This window comes from Aquisalinus luteolus, from assembly GCF_009712425.2.
GTDB lineage: Bacteria > Pseudomonadota > Alphaproteobacteria > Caulobacterales > Parvularculaceae > Aquisalinus > Aquisalinus luteolus.
Window position 1 is genome coordinate 221,206 of the sequence record NZ_VCJR02000001.1, and the last position, 18,302, is coordinate 239,507.

Here is an 18,302-nt window from a genome sequence, read left to right on the forward strand (position 1 = left end):
CCTGCGGAAAATCTTCGCCTGACCCATGCCTGACCTGTGCTATCCTCCGCCTTCACGGAGCACGAGGAAACGACATGACTGGCACACCCTGCATCCTGGCGATAGATCAGGGCACTACGAGTTCGCGCGCGATCCTGTTCGACGGGGAGGGCACGATACGCGGCCTCGCCCAGCGCGAATTCACCCAGCATTACCCTGAAGCCGGTTGGGTCGAGCATGACCCGGAAGAGATCTGGGAGACGGTCGTGGCCGTCTGCCGCGAAGTGCTGGAAAAGGCGGAGGCTGACGATCTCGAGGTCATCGCTGTGGGTGTGACCAACCAGCGCGAGACGACACTTGTCTGGGACAGGGAGACTGGCAAGCCCGTTCACAATGCGATTGTCTGGCAGGATAGGCGCACTGCCGAGTATTGCCGGACGTTGCGCGAGGCTGGCCATGAGGCAATGGTGACGGAACGAACTGGCCTCGTACTCGATCCCTATTTCTCGGCCACGAAAGTCAACTGGTTAATGGAAAATGTGGACGGGGTTCGCGCCCGCGCGCAAGCTGGCAAGCTGGCCTTCGGCACGATTGACAGCTTCCTGCTGTGGCGGCTGACCGGTGGTAAAGTCCACGCCACTGACGCGACCAATGCTTGCCGCACCTGCCTGTTCAATATCGAGCGTCAGGACTGGGATGAAGAACTGCTCTCTCTGTTCGACATCCCGGCCGCGCTGATGCCTCATGTGCGCGACAGCGCGGCTGATTTCGGCAACACGGAAAAAGCCCTGTTCGGGCGTGAAATCCCGATTTGCGGTGTCGCCGGTGATCAGCAGGCAGCCCTGATCGGCCAGGCCTGTTTCAGCCCCGGCATGGTCAAGAGCACTTTCGGCACGGGCTGTTTCGTCGTGTTGAATACTGGCGAACATATCGTCCGCTCAAGGAACAAGCTTCTCACCACCGTAGCCTATCGGCTGGACGGGAAGGCGTTTTATGCCCTGGAGGGGTCGATCTTTGCGGCGGGCACAACCGTGCAATGGCTGCGTGACGGGCTCGGCATCATCAAATCGGCCTCAGAAACCGAGGCGCTGGCGAGCAGCATCGACAGTAACAATGGCGTCTATATCGTCCCGGCCTTTGCCGGGCTCGGGGCACCATGGTGGGATGCGCAGGCGCGCGGCGCCGTGTTCGGGCTGACACGCGGGGCCGGCAAGGCCGAGATGGTCCGCGCGGCCCTGGAATCCACGGTTTATCAGCTGTCGGACCTGGTCGGCGCCATGGTCGCCGATGGCGGTATGCCGGAGGCAATGCGTGTTGATGGCGGCATGGTCGCCAACGACTGGATGATGCAATTCCTCGCAGGCATACTCGATATGCGCACCGACAGGCCGGTCATTGCCGAGACCACGGCATTCGGCGCAGCGTGCCTCGCGGGCTTGCAGGCCGGCCTCTACAACTCGCTTGAGGATATCGCCGGACGCTGGCAGCTCGACAGGTCGTTCCAGCCTGCCATGGATGCGCCGACACGCAAAAGGAACCTCGACGGCTGGCGCGATGCGGTCAGCCGGACGCTGACGGAGGGGCGAAATACCTAAAAATCCCGTCCGATAGACAGGCGGAAAGTTGTGTTGTCGGCTGCTCTGGATAGCCCAAATAGGGCGCCTGCCTTCAGGGAGAGCTTCTCACCCACAGGGAACTCTACATAAGGACCTGCCTGATGGTCCTGCTCATCAAATCCCGGCATATCATCCGCACTGCCGAAGTCATTGAACAGCTCCAGCCCGATTTCTCTCCCCTCACCAATCTCTCTGGAGATGCTCGATCGTGTTTCAACAAACAGGCCGTCAGCTGCGTTGCTTCCGGTTTCCGTTTGGGCAATAAGGTTGAAGCGTGTTGACCACACGTCGCCGAGAGCCAACTCATTCAGCCAGCGTGCGCCAAACACGACCGGACCGCTCTCGGTGTATTGTATTTCTGTTCGCAATCCGGATTGCCATTGCTGGCCATCAGGCGTGGCTTGCCATGTCAGTTCGGCACGCACCGATGAAAAAGAGAGGCCCTCGCTGACGCCGTCCCGGGCCATGAAGACCCCGCGGGCCTTCACGGCATTGGAAAGCGCTTTTTCATAGTGAAAGCGGTGCGAGTATGCGGATCCCGAACCGTCGGGAACAATGCCAAACCGATATTCAACAGCGTGCTCATCGCCATCGACGACAGGCCCGCTGACACCACTGACATTCTGTGCATGGGCTGGCAGGTGGATCAGAAACGGCAACAACAGGCCAAGCATCAGCCTGATGTAGCCGGATAGGGTTATGCGCTTGATTTCGTTCATTCAATCCATATAGGAAGGAATTTCAAGGCGCACAGAGTTCGCTTAAAAATATCAGCAGCTGGAGCGGGTGCTCCACTTGCCTACCAGTTCCACATCGTGCCGTCAGTCAGGCGGTTGACCGGCAGCTGGGCAGGTGAATAGGGATATTTCGCTGCCAGATCCTCGTCGATGGTCACGCCATGGCCTGGCGTTTCGCCCGCATACAGGAACCCGTCCTTGAACGTATAGTCATGCGGGAAGACGGCATCAGTTTCCTCAGTGTGGTGCATATATTCCTGAATGCCGAAATTGGGCACCCAGGTGTCGAAATGCAGCGCAGCGCCCATGCAGACCGGTGACAGGTCGGTCGCGCCATGGCTGCCGGTGCGTACCTGATAAAGGGAGGCGAGATCGGCGATGCGCCGCAGGTGCGTGATGCCGCCGGCATGAACGACGGTCGTGCGGATATAGTCGATCAGCTGGTTCTGGATCAGGTCCTTGCAGTCCCAGATTGTATTGAAGATCTCGCCGATGGCGATCGGTGTCGTCGTGTACTGACGGATCAGCTTCAGCGCTTCCTGGTTTTCCGCCGGTGTCGGGTCTTCCATCCAGAACAGCTTGTACGGTTCCAGCGAGCGGCCGAGCTGGCCGGCCTCCAGCGGCGTCAGGCGGTGGTGAATGTCGTGCAGAAGGTGAATGTCCGGACCGACTGCCTCGCGCACCTTTTCGAACAGTTTCGGCGCGTGGTTGAGATATTTCACCGTGTCCCACTCGTTCTCGCTGGGCAGGGCCGCGTCGGCAGGCTCATAGAACATCGTGTCCTTGGAGACGCCGTAGGTCGATTTCAGCCCCGGAATGCCCGACTGGGCGCGGATCGCCTTGTAGCCCAGCTCCTTGTATTTCAAAACAGCATCGACCGTGTCCTCGATATCGGTGCCATTGGCGTGGCCATAAACCATGACGCCATCGCGCGAGCGCCCGCCGAGCAGCTGGTAGAGTGGCATGCCGGCTGCTTTCGCCTTGATATCCCACAGCGCCGTGTCGATCGCCGCGATGGCAGACATCGTCACCGGGCCGCGACGCCAATAGGCACCGCGATAGAAGAACTGCCAGATATCCTCGATTCGGCCCGCGTCCTTGCCGATCAGGTTCGGAATGCAGTGATCGGTCAGGTAGGACGCGACCGACAGCTCGCGGCCGTTCAGCGTCGCATCGCCGATGCCGGTCAGTCCCTCATCGGTCTCGATTTTCAGCGTTACGAAATTGCGGCCGGGGCAGGTGACGATGACCTTGGCATTGGTGATTTTCATGATTGTTGCTCTTGTTTCAGTACGCTGGAAAAAATGGTTTTCGGGCAGATGGCGCCGGGCTGGGTGACGACGAAGGCCGCGACACGGGCGGCGCGGGCAACGCTGTCGGCAGGGGCAAGGCCATCGAGCCAGCCGGACAGGAAGCCGGCGGCAAAACTGTCGCCTGCAGCCGTCGTATCGACCGGGCGCTCGACCGGGGTGACCGTCAGTATCCCGGTTTCCTGTCCGTTCGTGTAAAGATGGACATGCTTTCCAGCCTTCAGGACGATATGCGCAGGGTGCCCATTCTGCAGGCGGTTGATCGTGTCCTTCGGACTCTGCGAACCATAAAGGTCGTGTTCGTCATCCATGCCGGGCAGCAGGATGTCGCTGACGGCAAAGGCATTGTCGAAGGCGGCGATCGCCAGTTCCGGTGCAGACCAGAGGCGGGCACGATAATTCGGGTCGAAAGCGATGGTCGTTCCGTTCGGTCGCGCGGCCTCGGCAGCGGCGATCAGCAAGGCAGCGTGGTCCGGCGGCAGGATCGCCAGTGTGATGCCCGAAAAATAGACGAGGTCGAAACCGGATAGAAGGTCGGCAAGTCCCTCTATACTGTCGCATTCCAGCATGCGCCGGGCCGCAGCGGCAGAGCGCCAATACGTGAAGGAACGCTCGCCCTGATCATCCGTATGGATCATGTAGAGGCCTGGAGTGCCCCCCTTGATGGTGCGCACATACCCGGTATCGATACCCTCATCCTCGAAGGTGTCGCGCATGCGCTGGCTCAGGGCATCATCGCCAAGGGCCGTGAGAAAAGACACCTGCGCATCTTCGCCTGCAAGGCGCTTGAGGTAGACGGCGGTGTTGTAGACATCCCCGGCGATGGCGCTGGCATAATGGTCCGGCTTGTCGCCTGCGGGCCGCATCTCGACCATGGCCTCGCCGATCACCAGGACGCGTTTCATGCTACCGCTCCATGGGAAATGATCGCGTTGCGTACAGCCTCTGTCGAGCCATCGCCGATGGCTTCGATGGCCAGCTGCAGGCTGTCTCTCAGGGCCATGCTTTTGGCCAGTTCGCTGTCGAACAGGGCGCGGAAGGCGAGGAATTTCTCCGTTGCAGCGACCGGATCGGACTCGGCTGCCCAGGGCTGCTCGCCCAGGGTGTCGTTCATCGGATCGACGATCTCCCGGCCTTCCTGCAGCGCCCTGATGATGAATCGTCGCCAGCCCGCGAGGGCAAGGCAGTGGGCGGTGATCGGGCGGCCAGCCGCAACGTTCTCCCGTATCGTGGAAATGATCCGGACAGGCAGCTTCTGGGTACCATCCCACGCGATCTGCGAGAGCAGGTGGCGAATCTCCGGGTTCTTAAAGCGGCCTATGATGGCATCGCGGTATTCGACAAGGTCCAGCCCTTCCGGCGCGTGCAAGCCCGGTATCGTTTCATTGTCCGTCATGGTACGGATGAACCGCGTGAAGGCGTCATCACTGACTGCTTCGTAAACCGTTTCATAGCCAGCCAGATAACCGAGATAGGCGGTCGCCGAATGCGGGCCATTGAGCAGCTTCAGCTTGGCGTGCTCGAAGGCGGCGACATTGTCGGTGAAGGTCGCGCCTGCCTTTTCCCAGGCAGGGCGGGGGCCGTCGAATTTTTCGATCACCCATTGCTTGAAGGCCTCGCGCTGGATCGGCCAGGCATCCTCGATGCCTGCTTCTTCGCGCACGCGATCTATCAGCGCGTCATCCGTTGCTGGCGTAATGGAATCGACCATCGTGCGCGGAAAGGCGACGCTTGACCTGATCCATTCCGACAGGGCCGCATCATGCTTCGCGGCAAGGGCAATGACGGCATCGCGCAGCTTGTGCCCGTTGTCAGGCAGGTTGTCGCAGGAAATGCAGGCAAACGGCGCTGCGCCGCTTGAATGGCGTTTCGCAAGCCCCGCGACGAGATAGCCGATGGCCGAGCGCGGGTCTTCGGGATTGTCGATATCGTGAGCGATATCCTTGTTGTCTTCATTCAGCGCGCCATCGGCCGTGAGACAATAGCCCTTCTCCGTGATGGTCAGCGTCACAATCCTTATAGCCGGGTCGGCAAGGCGGTCGATGACGGCGGCGGGGTTCTCCGGCGCTACCATCAGCTCCTTCAAGGAGCCGATAATGCGATAGGAAACCTCATGGTCGAGTGTCGCCAGCGTATAGAGGCCATCCTGGCTTTCAAGACCGTCCCTGACCGATGCAGAGCGCAGGGAGACCCCGCAAATAGCCCAGTCGCGACCATCAGCTTCCTCGCCATCGATAGCCATGGCATCGTCCGTATACACCGCCTGGTGTCCACGAAAGAAGGCACCGGGGCCGAGATGGACGATGCCGACACCTGCCTTGTTGCGGTCATAGGCGGGCAGGGCCGCTGTCGTTTTGTTCTCGCTGCGGAGAGCATCTTGCAGTGAAAGGCTCATGAAATCCCGATCATTCTGTCGTAAGAATGCCTGTGCTATAGACCATGCATTTGTTGGCGATCAACCGGGAAGTCTCTCATCTGATAGGCGGTTTCCCGCATCGCTTCCCGGTGGGCGCAGCATGTTCCAGTGGTGTGAATGAATCTGCCAGCGACCTGCGGCCAACCGGTTAGTCGAAGCGATAGGCTTTCTTGACGAGGTTGTAAGTGAGGTCCTTTGCGACTTGTGCAGCCTCGTCTTCTCCCAGCCTGTGCTCGGCAACCAGCTGAGCAAGAAAGCGGCAATCAATCCGCCGGGCGACATCATGGCGCGCCGGGATGGAGAGGAAAGCACGGGTGTCGTCGTTGAACCCGACGGTGTTGTAGAAGCCTGCGGTCTCTGTCACCTGATGACGGAAACGCAGCATCCCTTCGGGAGAGTCGTGGAACCACCAGGGTGGGCCGAGGCGAAGACAGGGGTAATGCCCGGCCAATGTCGCCAGCTCACGCGAATAAACCGTCTCGTCCAGCGTAAACAGGATGACCGTCAGGTCCGGCTCGTTGCCATAGCGCGCCAGCAACGGCTTCAGCGCATTGACATAATCCGTTTGCAGAGGAATATCCGCGCCCTTGTCGGCCCCGAACTTCTCGAAAAGCTGGGCATTATGATTGCGGCAGGAGCCAGCATGGATCTGCATGGTCAGCCCGTCTTCCAGGCTCATGCCGGCCATTTCGGTCAGCATCTGTCCGCGGAACGTCTCGGCCTCAGCCGGGGTGGCCTTGCCCGTACGCACTTTCTCGTAGAGCGCCTTGCATGCTGCGGTATCGAGATTTTCGGTGTTAGCGGTAACATGACCGTGGTCAGTCGCAGTGGCGCCATGGGCCTTGAAGAAGGCGCGGCGATTGCGCAGGGCGGCGAGATAGCCGTCCCATGTCGAGATGTCCTCGCCGGTGATCTCGCCGAGTTTTTCCAGCGCCTCGAGAAAGCCCTTCTTCTCCGGGTCGACGACATCGTCCGGACGGAAGGTGGTAACGACCCGCGACAGGTATCCGTCTTCCTTCATGCTGGCATGATAGGTCAGGGGATCGGTCGCCATCTCGGTCGTCGCGATTTTCTCGATGTTGAACCGGTCCATCAGCGCGCGCGGGCGGAAGGCATCGGTCTTCAGCTGCTCGTCGATGACTTCGTAATAATGGTCAGCGGTCTCGGCAGACAGCGCGACCTTCAGGTCGAAGACGGTGGCAAATACGTAATCGAGCCAGCCCCGCGAAGGGGTGCCGCGGAACAGGTGATAGTGTTCAGCGAAAAGCTTCCAGATCTTGCGGGGGTCCTGCTCGGTCTCGCCGCCATCGACACGGGGTACCCCCAGGTCTTCAAGCGCGATCCCCTGAGAATAGAGCATCCTGAAAACGTAGTGATCCGGTGTGATGAACAGATGCGCCGGGTCGGGAAATTTCTCGTTTTTGGCAAACCATTCAGGATCCGTATGCCCGTGCGGCGAAATGATCGGCAGGTCCTTGACCCCGTCATAGAGTTTCGCAGCGATATCCCGCTGGATTGGGTCCGAGGAGAACAGGCGATGCGGATTGAGGGTCAGTTTATTGTCCATTGATGGTTCTGCTTTTCTGGCATTTGCAAGCTGTTGGCACATGCTAGTGGCCCGACTTAGCGCAGGCAACACGCTGTCCGCAAGAAATACGACTAAAATGGGCAATCGATATCAAATAATATCGTTTCATATGTAAAAACTATTTTGCGGACTGGACAGGGAAGGTGTGATCGGCAATCGTGGCGGCAATGAAATGGCCGCAGGGCTTCAAGCTGACAGCATGTATAGGGACTGGAGCGCAATGAAATCGAAAATAGTGTTCAGCCTTGCCGTCGCGGTGTGTCTGGCGGGCGGATGCGGTGAACGCCCTGTCGATGGCGCTGCCAGTGATGGACGCGTCGATGCGGCGACTTCGCAGACAGCGCCGCAAGGCGAAGGCGACGTGACGCTCTGGTACGATGCCCCTGCACAGGATTGGGAAACGCAGGCACTGCCGGTCGGCAATGGCGCCATGGGGGCAATGGTTACCGGCGGCATCAGAGAAGAAATACTGCAGTTCAACGAAAAGACCCTCTGGACAGGGGGGCCGGGCTCGACCACCGAGGGCGGGGCCGGTCCCGACAATCCCTATAGCTATGGCCGGCCCACAGACTCCCTTGCTGGTGAACTTGCAGCGGTCCAGGCCGATCTGGCTGAACGCGGCAGCATGTCACCGGAAGAGGTTGCCGGCCGCCTTGGCATCGATCCGGTCGGTTACGGCCACTACCAATCCTTCGGTGATCTGGTCCTGTCCCATGGCGGCATTGGCGAGGATCTTTCGGACTATCGCCGCAGTCTCGACCTGTCGACCGGTGTCGCCAGCGTCACCTACACGCAGGGTGGCATCGCCTTTAGTCGCAATTATTTTGCCAGCTATCCCGATGGCGTCATCGTCGTGCATCTCAGTGCCAGCGAGCCCGGTGCTCTGGATCTTTCGGCTTCCCTGGCCCTGCCGGAGAATCGCTCGGTCCAGGTCGAGGCTGGTGAAGACAGGCTGACTGCCCGCGGGGCGCTCGATGACAACGGATTGCGATACGAGACGTCAGTCGGCGTGATGATCTCCGGCGGCTCCCATGCCGTCGAAGGCGAGGCAATTACGGTCGAGGGTGCTGACGAAGCATGGTTCGTGATTGCTGCGGGTACGGATTATGCACCGTTCTATCCCGATTATCGCGGCGATGATCCCGCTCCCGACGTCCAGCGCCGCATCGATGCAGCACTCGCCAAGGGCGGCGAGGCGCTCCTGCGCGATCACCTTGCGGACTTTACGCCCTTGATGAATGCGATGACCCTCGACCTGCAAGGCGCGGCACCTGACATGCCGACAGGCCAGGTCCTTGCGGCCTATCGCGACCTCGATCCGGCGGAACGCCGCTGGCTGGAGCAGGCATACTTCCAGTATGGCCGCTACCTGCTGGTCTCGTCCTCGCGCCCCGGGTCCTTGCCGGCAAACCTGCAGGGCGTCTGGAACAATTCCATGTATCCGCCATGGAATGCGGATTATCACGTGAACATCAACCTACAGATGAACTACTGGCCGGCGGAGGTGACGAACCTGTCGTCCATGGCCCAGCCGCTGTTCGACTATGTCGATACGCTGGTTCCTTCGGGTGAGGTCAGCGCCCGTCAGATCGCTGATGCCGATGGCTGGATGATATCGCTCAATTCCAACATTTACGGTTTTACCGGCTTGATCAGCTGGCCGACCGCCTTCTGGCAACCGGAAGCGGGCGCATGGCTGACGCGGCACTATTATGAGCACTATGAATTTACCGGCGATGAGGCTTTCCTGCGCGAGCGGGCCTGGCCGGTGATGAAGGGGCAGGGCGAATTCTGGCTCGACATGCTGGTAGAGGATGCGCGTGACGGCAGTCTCGTCGTCTCGCCGAGCTATTCGCCCGAGCAAGGTGACTTCACCGCCGGCGCGGCGATGTCGCAACAGATCGTGTACGATCTTTTCACGCATATCCTTGAGGCATCGGAAATTCTCGGCCAACCTGATGCCGATTTTGCGACCCGCATCGAAGAGGCCCGTGAGCGCCTCGACCCGGGCCTGCGCATTGGCAGCTGGGGACAGTTGCAGGAATGGAAGGAAGATCTCGACGATCCGGAGAACGATCATCGTCATGTCTCCCAGCTTTATGCACTGCATCCGGGCGATGCGATCGTGCCCGGCGAAACGCCGGAGCTTGCGGCCGCGGCGCGGGCGACGCTCGATGGGCGCGGCGATGGCGGCACCGGGTGGAGCAAGGCGTGGAAGGTCAATTTCTGGGCCAGGCTGCACGATGGTAACCGCGCCTACAAGCTGCTCGGCGAACAGCTGGTACATTCGACCATGCCGAACCTGCTCGACACCCACCCGCCGTTCCAGATCGACGGCAATTTCGGGGCAACCGCGGGCATCGCTGAAATGCTGATCCAGAGCCATGGCGCGGCGATCGACATCCTGCCGTCCCTGCCGTCTGCGTGGGAAGACGGGGCAGCGAAAGGCCTGCGCGTGCGCGGTGCCGCCACGGTGGATATCGAGTGGACGGGCGGGCTGGCGACACGGGTAAGCCTGACTTCCGACGAGGGGGGTGACTACAGCATTCGCGTCACGGGAGAATGCTCCATTTCATCCGTAAGCGGAGCAGGTGGCGAGAATAAAAACGGCCTGTTCTCGATCCCGCTTGGTGCTGGTGAAACTGCGTTGATCACTTGCGAACAAGCCGGCTAGTCATCAGGCTCAGTCGTCCGCCTTGCAATGCCGGTCGATGAATTCCTGATGGGTCGGCATTTCGGTCCAGTGGCATATTGCCAGAAACAAGAATGCCTCGCCGGTCTGGCGAGGCTTTTTCATTAGGTGCGGAGGCTGCGATCAGAGATTGTCGTAATCGCGGACGGTCTGTTTCTGCTGGCCGAGGCCTTCGATACCCAGTTCGATGACATCGCCATCGTTGAGATAGACCGGCGGTTTCTGGCCCATGCCCACGCCCGGTGGCGTGCCGGTGGAGATGATATCGCCCGGCTGCAGGCTCATGAAACGGCTCAGATAGGAAATCAGGAAGGCGGGCCCATAGACCATGGTCCGTGTACTGCCATCCTGATATTTGTGGCCGTTGACGGTGAGCCACATGGACAGGGTCAACGGGTCCTCGATCTCATCAGGCGTGACCAGCCACGGGCCTGTGGGGCCGAAGCTGTCGCAGCCCTTGCCCTTGTCCCAGGTGCCGTGGCGCTCCAGCTGGAATGCACGCTCTGAGACGTCGTTGATGACGCAATAACCGGCAATATGCGACAGCGCGTCCTTCTCCTCGACATAGCGGCTCTCCTTGCCGATGACGATGCCAAGCTCGACTTCCCAGTCAAGCTTGGTCGAGCCGCGCGGCTTGATGACTGTGTCAAAGGGGCCGGTGAGGGCGCTGGTCGCCTTCATGAAGATGACTGGCTCAGGCGGCACCTCTGCCCCCGTCTCGGCGGCGTGGTCGGCATAATTCAGACCGATACAGATGAACTTGCCAGGCCGGGCGATGCAGGGGCCAAGACGGGGCTTGCCGTCAACCGTCGGTAATGTGGCGAGGTCTAGGCTTTTCACCTTGTCGGGAAGGCTTGCCACTGTCTCCGGGGCGATATCATTGATGATGCCCGACAGGTCCCGCAATGTGCCGTCTGTGTCGACCAGCCCCGGCTTCTCCGAGCCTTTCTCTCCATAGCGCAGGAATTTCATGATTGATCCTTCCGTCTGAGTGTCGGTTACATGCTCCAGCCGCCATCGATCACATTGATCGTGCCGGTGGTGAACGCGGCGGCGTCGCTGGCCAGGTAGAGAGCGAGTTCGGCGATTTCTTTCGGCTTGCCAAGGCGGCCCATGGGCTGGCGGGCGCAAAAGTCGCGATAGGCCTTGTCGAAATCGCCCGTGTCGCGCAGTCGCTGGAGTAGGGACGGGCTTTCCACCGTGCCCGGACAGATGGCGTTGGCGCGAATGCCTTGTTGAACATGGTCGGCGGCGAGTGCCTTGGTCAGGCCGATAACGGCCGCCTTGGTCGTGCCATAGGCAAACCGGTTCGGTGCGCAGGTCACAGAGCTGGCAACGGATGCCATGTTGACGATCGACCCGCCGCCATTTTCCAGCATTGCCGGCAGGAAGGCGCGAACCATCCTGTACATCGAGGTGACGTTGATCTCGATTGAGCGCGCCCAGTCATCCTCGTCGCAATCCATGATCGTGCCTGCATGGACATAGCCTGCAATATTGCACAGGATATCAACCGCGCCTGTCTCAGCGGCGAGGCCAATGATGGCATCGGGGTCTGTCACGTCGAGCAGGGCAGTGCGGCTAACCTTCAGTGTGGAAAGTGCCTCGGCATTGATGTCCGTCGCCAGGACACTCGCCCCTTCGGCTGCGAACAGTTCCGCGCAGGCCTTGCCGATGCCCTGTCCGGCGGCGGTTACCAGCGCCGTCTTTCCGTCTAGTCGTCCCATGATCGTTATCCTTATCGCGCCATCGCCGCGGCCGGCAGGCAGGCAGGGCCGATCGGCTCGAACGATTTATAGGTCAGGATGAATTCCTGGTGCCCCAGCTCCTCCGACAATGTCCGCTGTCCGGCGGCGCATTCGAGTGTAAGCTGATAGATTTCGTCTCCCACTTCCTCCAGTGGCGTACCGGACAGGATGCGTCCGGCATTCACGTCCATGTCCTCCGACAGGCGCTCATACGTGTCCGGATTGGCGCAAACCTTGATGACTGGCGAGATGGCGGAACCAACGACGGAACCGCGCCCGGTGGTGAACAGGATGATGTGGCAGCCACAGGCGATCAGCTCGACGATCTCGGCATTGTCGGAGATGTTGGGGAAGCCGAAGCGTGGTTCGCCGTCGGGCACCACGTCCAGCAGGTAGAGCCCGCCGCCGGGCGGCACGTCGCCGGGCTTCAACAGGCCAGAGATGGGCGACGAGCCGGACTTTGAATAGGCGCCCATGGATTTTTCTTCCAGCGTGGTCAGCCCGCCATCGGCGTTGCCGGGGGCGAAACTGCCAAAGCCCATGATGCGGTAATAGCGCTCGGCCTTTTCGACCGCACTGCGGATTTCCGCGCCCAGTTCCGGGGTTATTGCGCGCTCGGACATGATGGTCTCGCAGCCGATCAGCTCGCCCGTCTCCTCGAACAGGCAGCTGGCGTCATTCTCGATCAGCCTGTCGAAGCACTTGCCGACAGCGGGGTTGGCGGTGATGCCGCTGGTACCGTCCGAGCCGCCGCAAATCGTGCCGACGACAAGCTCGTCGATCCGCATGGGAACGGTCTTTGCTGTGCTTTCCTGCTTCAGCAAGGCCACGGCATCCGTGCCCTTCTGGATGGTCGAGCGGGTGCCGCCCGCCTCTTGGATGACCAGCAGTTCCGCCGGGCGGCCGCTTTCGCGCACTGCTTCCAGCAGGCCGTCGCGGTCGAAGCTCTCGCAACCGAGCGAGACCAGCAGCACTCCGCCGACATTTGGGTGGGTGCACAGGGCCTTCATCATGCGGAAGGAATACTCGTTAGGGTAGCACCCGGGAAAACCTATCAGATGAACGTCGAGATCGTCACTGGCGGTAACGATTTTGCGGGCGACATGATGGGCGCATTCGACCAGATAGGCGACCGCGATGACATTGCGGATGCCCTTGCGGCCATCGCTGCGCAGATATCCCTGAAGGTCGCTCATGAATTCTTCTTGCCCTGCCTGTCGTGAATGCCGATGTAGTCGCTTTTCAGGTTATGGATATGGACATGGCCGCCGCGCGAGACGGGTTGCGTCATAGACCCGATGGGCGCGCCATAGCGATAGACCTTGTCGCCTGTTCCCAAGTCTGCAAGGGCGATCTTGTGACCGATGCTGACATCCTCGAGGGCGGCCATGGACCCGGCAAGATAGCGGATCGTCTCGCCTGAACGGATATGGCGAGTACAGACGAGAATATTATCGGCGTCGTGCAAGTGCACGCAATTGATCTGCGTGCTGTCAGCCATGGCCCGGCTCTCGTCGTCTTTCGCCTGTGTCAATGCGCTCATGCTGCTTCCAGTCCCTTGCCGGGCACTGGCGCTGCTGTCGCTATCAGGCCTTCCCTTTTCAGATCTGTCCACAAACTGCCATCGATCGCTGCACGGATATCGTCATATGCTTGCGTGACCTCCTCGATATTGGCTAGCCCCGGAATGATGGAAGTTACAGCAGGGTGGGCGAGGGGGAATTGCAGGGCGGCAGCAGTGATCCTGACATCATGGGCGTTGCAGACCTGCTTAATCCGGCGGCTGCGCTCGATGACCGGTGCGGGTGCCTGCTCGTAATTATAGGGCAGGTTGTCATCCTCTAGATCGGCGGCAAGAATGCCGGAATTGAACGGCCCGCCAACAATCACGGAGACCTTCCGCTTTTCTGCGCGGGTCAGGAAGTCATCGATCGCGCCCTGCTCCAGAAGCGTATAGCGCCCCGCTAGCAGGAAGCAGTCGAGATCAGCATGGCCGAGCACATCGGCACCGATTTCCCATTCATTGGCCCCGATGCCGATGGCGGTGACACGACCCGTGCTGCGCAGTTCCTCCATGGCGCGCAGGCCGCCCTCGAGGAAAGTCTTCAAATGTTGCTCATGGCGTTCGCCATGGGTCATCCTGCCGAGGTCATGGGCGTAGAGGATATCAATGTGGTCGCGGCGCAGCCTCGCGCAGCTCTCCTCGAAAGACCGCATGACGGCGTCGTAGCTGTAATCGAAAACGGGCTCATAGGGATCGGCCTCGATAAATCCGTGCCTGATCGCCGGGACATCCCCTGAAACGGGCTCAAGGCGCCGCCCGACCTTGGTCGAAAGGATGATCGAACTGGCATGCTTGCTGGCCGCAAGAGCCTTGCCAAGCCGCCTCTCGCTCAGGCCAAAACCGTAATGGGGCGCCGTGTCGAAATAGCAAAAGCCCTTGTCGAGGGCCGTGTCGAGAACGGCCTGGGCGTCATCGTCGGAAATCGCGCGATAGAGATTGCCCAGCGGTGCCGCGCCAAAGCCCAGAACCGGCAGATGCAAATCAGTCTTGCCAATCTGCCGTTTCGGCAAATCGAGCATCAGCGCGCCTCCCATTATTATGGTTGAAAGCATTATCATGAATGAAAAATAAAACAAGCGCACTACATGGTTTCGAGCGCCTGTTACGCGATCGGCATCGTGCCCTGATACCCTGCGGATATTTGGTGAGCTGCTGCTATGAGATGTTCAGCGGCTACATTGATCGGACAGATGACAGGGCGATAGTAAACATACGGAATGGTGATCGTCGCCTCGGCCCCGGACTTGCCCATGATAGGGGCGGTCAAATCGGTCACGCCTTCGATGAAATCGCTATGCGCCTTGGCATACCCGCGCCCGGCGATTTCCTCTGCCATCTCGACAAATTTCGCAATCGGGCGCTTGCCCTCACTCTTTTCGAGGCGCTCAAGCCATTCGGCTTTCCTGTTTTCCGGCTGAAAGGCAAAGAGCACCGGGCCCGACGTGGTGTCGCGGACGCCACGGCGATAGCCGAGCCTGACGGCAAACCCGATGTCGCTGGTGCTTTCGACGCGGGCAATGACGACGATCTGGTCGTCGGAAGCCACGACGAGATGGCAGGACTGGCTGGTTTTGAGAGCCAGTTCGTTCATCACAGGCAGGGCGGCCTGGACCAGTGACTGGATAGGCGGCTGCGACATGCCAAGCGTGAACAGCTTGTTGGTCAGCACATAGCCTTCCTTGTTGTCGGAAAGCCCGATGAACCCGCGATATTCCAGCACCTGGATCATGCGGAACAACTCGCTCAGGGAACGGCCAAGCGTCTCGGCCATCTGGGACGCCTTTATCGGATGGCTATGACGCGCCATCAGCTCGAGGATATCGAGACCCTTTTCCAGCGCCGGCGCGCGGTACTTGCTTTCAGGGGCGTCCTTGCCCGAGGAGGCGGCTTTTGTCGGCATAAAGGTCTTTCCTCGTCAAAGATGATGTTTCTACTCCGATCTGCAATGCAGATCAAAGCGCTAAGCTGCCCCGGCCGCTCAGAGCCGATAGAATCTCGTGGCATTGACGCCATAGATCAAGGGGGACGGGCCTGTCGTCTCCAGGCAGAGGGAAAGCCAGTCGCCATAGGTGCCGGCGAGAGTATGAACCGGCCAGTCGCTGCCCCAGATCAGGCGTTCCTCACCGAACAGGTCGAGAAGGCGGGAAATTGTCCTACGGATCAGGGCGAGATCGGGGTTCGTGCCAGCTTCTGTCAGCAGACCTGACAGCTTGCAGGAAACGTTCGGGCACGACGCAGCAGAGCGCATCACCTCGTCCCATTCTGCCAGGTTGCCGTCCGCGAGCGGCGGCTTTGCCGCATGGTCTATCACGATCGCCAGCTGCGGCCTGCGCCGTGCAAGAGTGGTGATTACAGGCAGGTGGCGCGTCATGATCAGCGTATCGAGGGAGAGGCTGTGAGTTTCCATGGAGTCGAGCCCTGCGGACAATCTGTCGGACAGAATCCAGTTGGCATCGTCCATGCCCTGCAGCATCGGGCGCAGGCCCTTCAAGAAACGGTTGCCCGCCAGGCGGTCGATCTTTTCGGGCGCATCGGCAGCAGCAAGGTCCGTCCAGCCGACGACGCCCCGGATCATGTCGTTCTCTCCGGCAAGCTGCAGCAGGAAGCGCGTATCGGCTTCGCTCTCCTGCGACTGGACGAGGATCGTGCCGGTCACCCCATTTTCTGCCAGCAATGGCGCAAGGTCGCCGGGCAGAAAGTCACGATAGATCGCTTTCAGGTCAGGCGTCGGCCATGTGCAGTCATGGTTGCCAAGCCGCCAGAAATGCTGGTGGGCGTCGATCATGGCGCCGACGTATTCGTCGGCGCTGCTTCAGAAGAAATCGGACTATCCATCGCCCCTGCCCGGCTGAGGCTGTATACGAGGATAACCACGAAGCAGGCAGTCGGCACCAGCATCGCCGTAGCGATACTGGTCAGGTCGGAGATATAGCCCATCAGGGCCGTCAGAACCGCACCGCCGATGATCGCCATGATCAGAAAGGACGACCCGGCTTTTTTCAGGGCCCCGAGATTGCGCAGGCTCATGGCAAAGATGGTCGGGAACATCAGCGACATGAAGAAGCTGGTCGCGGCCATGGCATAAAGGCCGGTCTGGCCGGGCAACAGGACGGCGACAAGGCACAGGCCGACATTGATGATCGCGAACAGCGCCATCAGCTGCGCCGGCTTGATGATGCCCATCAGGGCGGTGGCGATGAACCGGCCAATCATGAAGGCAACAAGCGACCAGGTCAGGTAAGCGGCTGCGGTCTTCTCACCCATGCCGTCTACCGTGTACTGACCGTATCGGATCATGTAGCTCCAGATGCAGACCTGCGCACCGACATAGGCAAACTGGGCGATGACGCCGAACATGTAGGCCGGGCGCGAGAACAGCGCCAGGAAATCGGACGCCTTGCCGGGCCCTTCACCCCTGGCGGCCTGAGCACTCGCAACCGGCGGGAATTTCGTGAAGAAGATCACCGCCGCCCAGACGAGCACGATCAGCCCGAGCACCAGATAAGGCATCTGGACCGCCTGGGCTTCTGCCTCATAAAAAGCGTTTACCTGTTCCGGCGTCATCGCGGCAAATTCTGCTTCGGTGGGCTCGATGCCGGACAGGATAAACTGCCGCCCGATCAGCACGCCGGAGATGGCACCGAGGGGATTGAAGGACTGGGCGAAGTTCAGCCTGCGCTCCGAGGTTTCTTCGGGCCCCATCGCCGCGATCAGCGGGTTGGCCGATGTCTCGAGGAAGGCAAGCCCGCTGGCGATGACGAACAGCGCGCCGAGGAAAAGCTCGTATTTCTGCACTTCCGCTGCCGGCAGGAACAGGAGCGCACCGGCCCCATAGACAATCAGACCGAAGATGACCGCCGCCTTGTAGCCGAACCGTTTCATGAAGACCGCTGCCGGAATGGCGAAGACGAAATAGCCGAAATAAAAGGCCGACTGGACAAGGCCTGATTGCAGGTCGGTGAGGGAGAACGCCTTCTTGAACTGCGCGATCAGCACGTCATTGAGGTTGTTGGCGATCCCCCAGAGGAAGAACAGGCTGATGATCAGCACCAGCGGCCAGAGATAGCGCGCCTTGCCGCCTGATTCCGGTGATGTCATGGTTTTCCTCGCCCTTATACCATCGCTGGTTTTGTTTATTGTTACCAAATGAAACCAAATATGAAATCGACCGTCAAATATAATAAAAGAAGTAAGGGTCGGAGCCGCTGCGCATATACTGGCAGAAATCGCTGATTACAGGAAACACTGGCGTTTGCTGCAGGTGTTTTCGGGCCTGTCGACAGAGGCATAGCTGTTCAGTCAGGGGATGGCGTTGCCGCTGATACCAGACCCGTCGGCATCGGCAGGCTTTATGGCCGCCGCGGCGTTCGCGCCCTTGACGATGTCGACGGTCAGCGCCTGTTTCGTCGAGGAACTGTGCGATAGGTACGGTGGGAAAGCGTGACGCCCGATATTGTTGTATATAAATTTGCATGTTACCCATGAAAATGGAAAGTTGCTTTGTCAATTTCGATTGGTATGGCGTTTCCATAGCTCCTCATTTCCCTGGAGCAATCGACTTGCGGGCCCGGCAGTGGCTATGGCCATTTCCGGGCCCCGCCTTTTATAGTGTAATTGAAACAGGCTGGATTGCCTGAGCCAGAATGTGACTG

General features: G+C 60.0%; 15 protein-coding genes. 2 read left to right on the forward strand and 13 right to left on the reverse strand.

The genetic code is table 11. The features are described 5' to 3' along the window. The first annotated feature begins 74 nt into the window (after nt 1–74). Nucleotides 75–1,574, forward strand: coding sequence for a glycerol kinase GlpK (gene glpK / locus FF098_RS00905; RefSeq protein WP_155136035.1), 1,500 nt, complete (start codon nt 75–77; stop codon nt 1,572–1,574). Here the strand turns inward: glpK and FF098_RS00910 are convergent. The 5 genes from FF098_RS00910 to uxaC all read right to left on the reverse strand — a co-directional run bounded on the left by FF098_RS00910 (nt 1,571) and on the right by uxaC (nt 7,625). Continuing rightward, on the reverse strand, nt 1,571–2,314 hold the full coding sequence (locus FF098_RS00910) for a hypothetical protein (protein ID WP_155136038.1): 744 nt from the start codon (nt 2,312–2,314) through the stop codon (nt 1,571–1,573). The two genes, glpK and FF098_RS00910, sit on opposite strands and share 4 nt — an antisense overlap. Nucleotides 2,315–2,394: 80 nt before the next feature. After that, nucleotides 2,395–3,603: a D-mannonate dehydratase ManD gene (manD, locus tag FF098_RS00915; RefSeq protein WP_155136040.1), complete on the reverse strand. Its 1,209-nt coding sequence runs from the start codon at nt 3,601–3,603 to the stop codon at nt 2,395–2,397. Then, nucleotides 3,600–4,547 (reverse strand): sugar kinase, encoded by a 948-nt coding sequence (locus FF098_RS00920; protein ID WP_155136043.1) that lies wholly within the window; start codon nt 4,545–4,547, stop codon nt 3,600–3,602. The genes manD and FF098_RS00920 overlap by 4 nt, the downstream gene beginning before the upstream one ends. Continuing rightward, on the reverse strand, nt 4,544–6,037 hold the full coding sequence (locus FF098_RS00925) for a mannitol dehydrogenase family protein (RefSeq protein ID WP_155136046.1): 1,494 nt from the start codon (nt 6,035–6,037) through the stop codon (nt 4,544–4,546). The genes FF098_RS00920 and FF098_RS00925 overlap by 4 nt, the downstream gene beginning before the upstream one ends. A 169-nt stretch (nt 6,038–6,206) precedes the next feature. Beyond that, nucleotides 6,207–7,625, reverse strand: coding sequence for a glucuronate isomerase (gene uxaC, locus FF098_RS00930; protein WP_155136049.1), 1,419 nt, complete (start codon nt 7,623–7,625; stop codon nt 6,207–6,209). 241 nt (nt 7,626–7,866) lie between these two features. Between uxaC and FF098_RS00935 the strand changes: the two genes are divergently transcribed. Continuing rightward, a complete protein-coding gene (locus FF098_RS00935; RefSeq protein ID WP_166426262.1) occupies nt 7,867–10,320 on the forward strand; it encodes a glycoside hydrolase family 95 protein in 2,454 nt (817 codons plus the stop codon). A gap of 141 nt (nt 10,321–10,461) precedes the next feature. Here FF098_RS00935 and FF098_RS00940 read toward each other — a convergent pair whose 3' ends face one another. From FF098_RS00940 to fucP, 8 genes are all read right to left on the reverse strand, one after another. Further along, complete coding sequence (locus FF098_RS00940) at nt 10,462–11,310, reverse strand: fumarylacetoacetate hydrolase family protein (protein WP_155136055.1); 849 nt, start codon at nt 11,308–11,310, stop codon at nt 10,462–10,464. Nucleotides 11,311–11,336: 26 nt separating this feature from the next. After that, the gene (locus tag FF098_RS00945; RefSeq protein WP_155136058.1) at nt 11,337–12,065 is read right to left on the reverse strand and encodes an SDR family oxidoreductase; all 729 of its coding nucleotides are present in this window, start codon (nt 12,063–12,065) and stop codon (nt 11,337–11,339) included. Nucleotides 12,066–12,076: 11 nt separating this feature from the next. Continuing rightward, complete coding sequence (locus tag FF098_RS00950; protein WP_155136061.1) at nt 12,077–13,282, reverse strand: UxaA family hydrolase; 1,206 nt, start codon at nt 13,280–13,282, stop codon at nt 12,077–12,079. Further along, nucleotides 13,279–13,629: a UxaA family hydrolase gene (locus FF098_RS00955; protein WP_205967327.1), complete on the reverse strand. Its 351-nt coding sequence runs from the start codon at nt 13,627–13,629 to the stop codon at nt 13,279–13,281. The genes FF098_RS00950 and FF098_RS00955 overlap by 4 nt, the downstream gene beginning before the upstream one ends. Continuing rightward, nucleotides 13,626–14,669 (reverse strand): aldo/keto reductase, encoded by a 1,044-nt coding sequence (locus FF098_RS00960; protein ID WP_155136064.1) that lies wholly within the window; start codon nt 14,667–14,669, stop codon nt 13,626–13,628. The genes FF098_RS00955 and FF098_RS00960 overlap by 4 nt, the downstream gene beginning before the upstream one ends. Nucleotides 14,670–14,752: 83 nt before the next feature. Next, the gene (locus FF098_RS00965) at nt 14,753–15,550 is read right to left on the reverse strand and encodes an IclR family transcriptional regulator (RefSeq protein ID WP_155136067.1); all 798 of its coding nucleotides are present in this window, start codon (nt 15,548–15,550) and stop codon (nt 14,753–14,755) included. A 78-nt stretch (nt 15,551–15,628) separates the two neighbouring features. Beyond that, on the reverse strand, nt 15,629–16,435 hold the full coding sequence (locus FF098_RS00970) for an amidohydrolase family protein (RefSeq protein WP_155136070.1): 807 nt from the start codon (nt 16,433–16,435) through the stop codon (nt 15,629–15,631). Then, the gene (gene fucP / locus FF098_RS00975) at nt 16,432–17,748 is read right to left on the reverse strand and encodes an L-fucose:H+ symporter permease (protein ID WP_205967328.1); all 1,317 of its coding nucleotides are present in this window, start codon (nt 17,746–17,748) and stop codon (nt 16,432–16,434) included. Before fucP ends, FF098_RS00970 begins: the two co-directional genes overlap by 4 nt. Between the last annotated feature and the right edge of the window lie 554 nt (nt 17,749–18,302).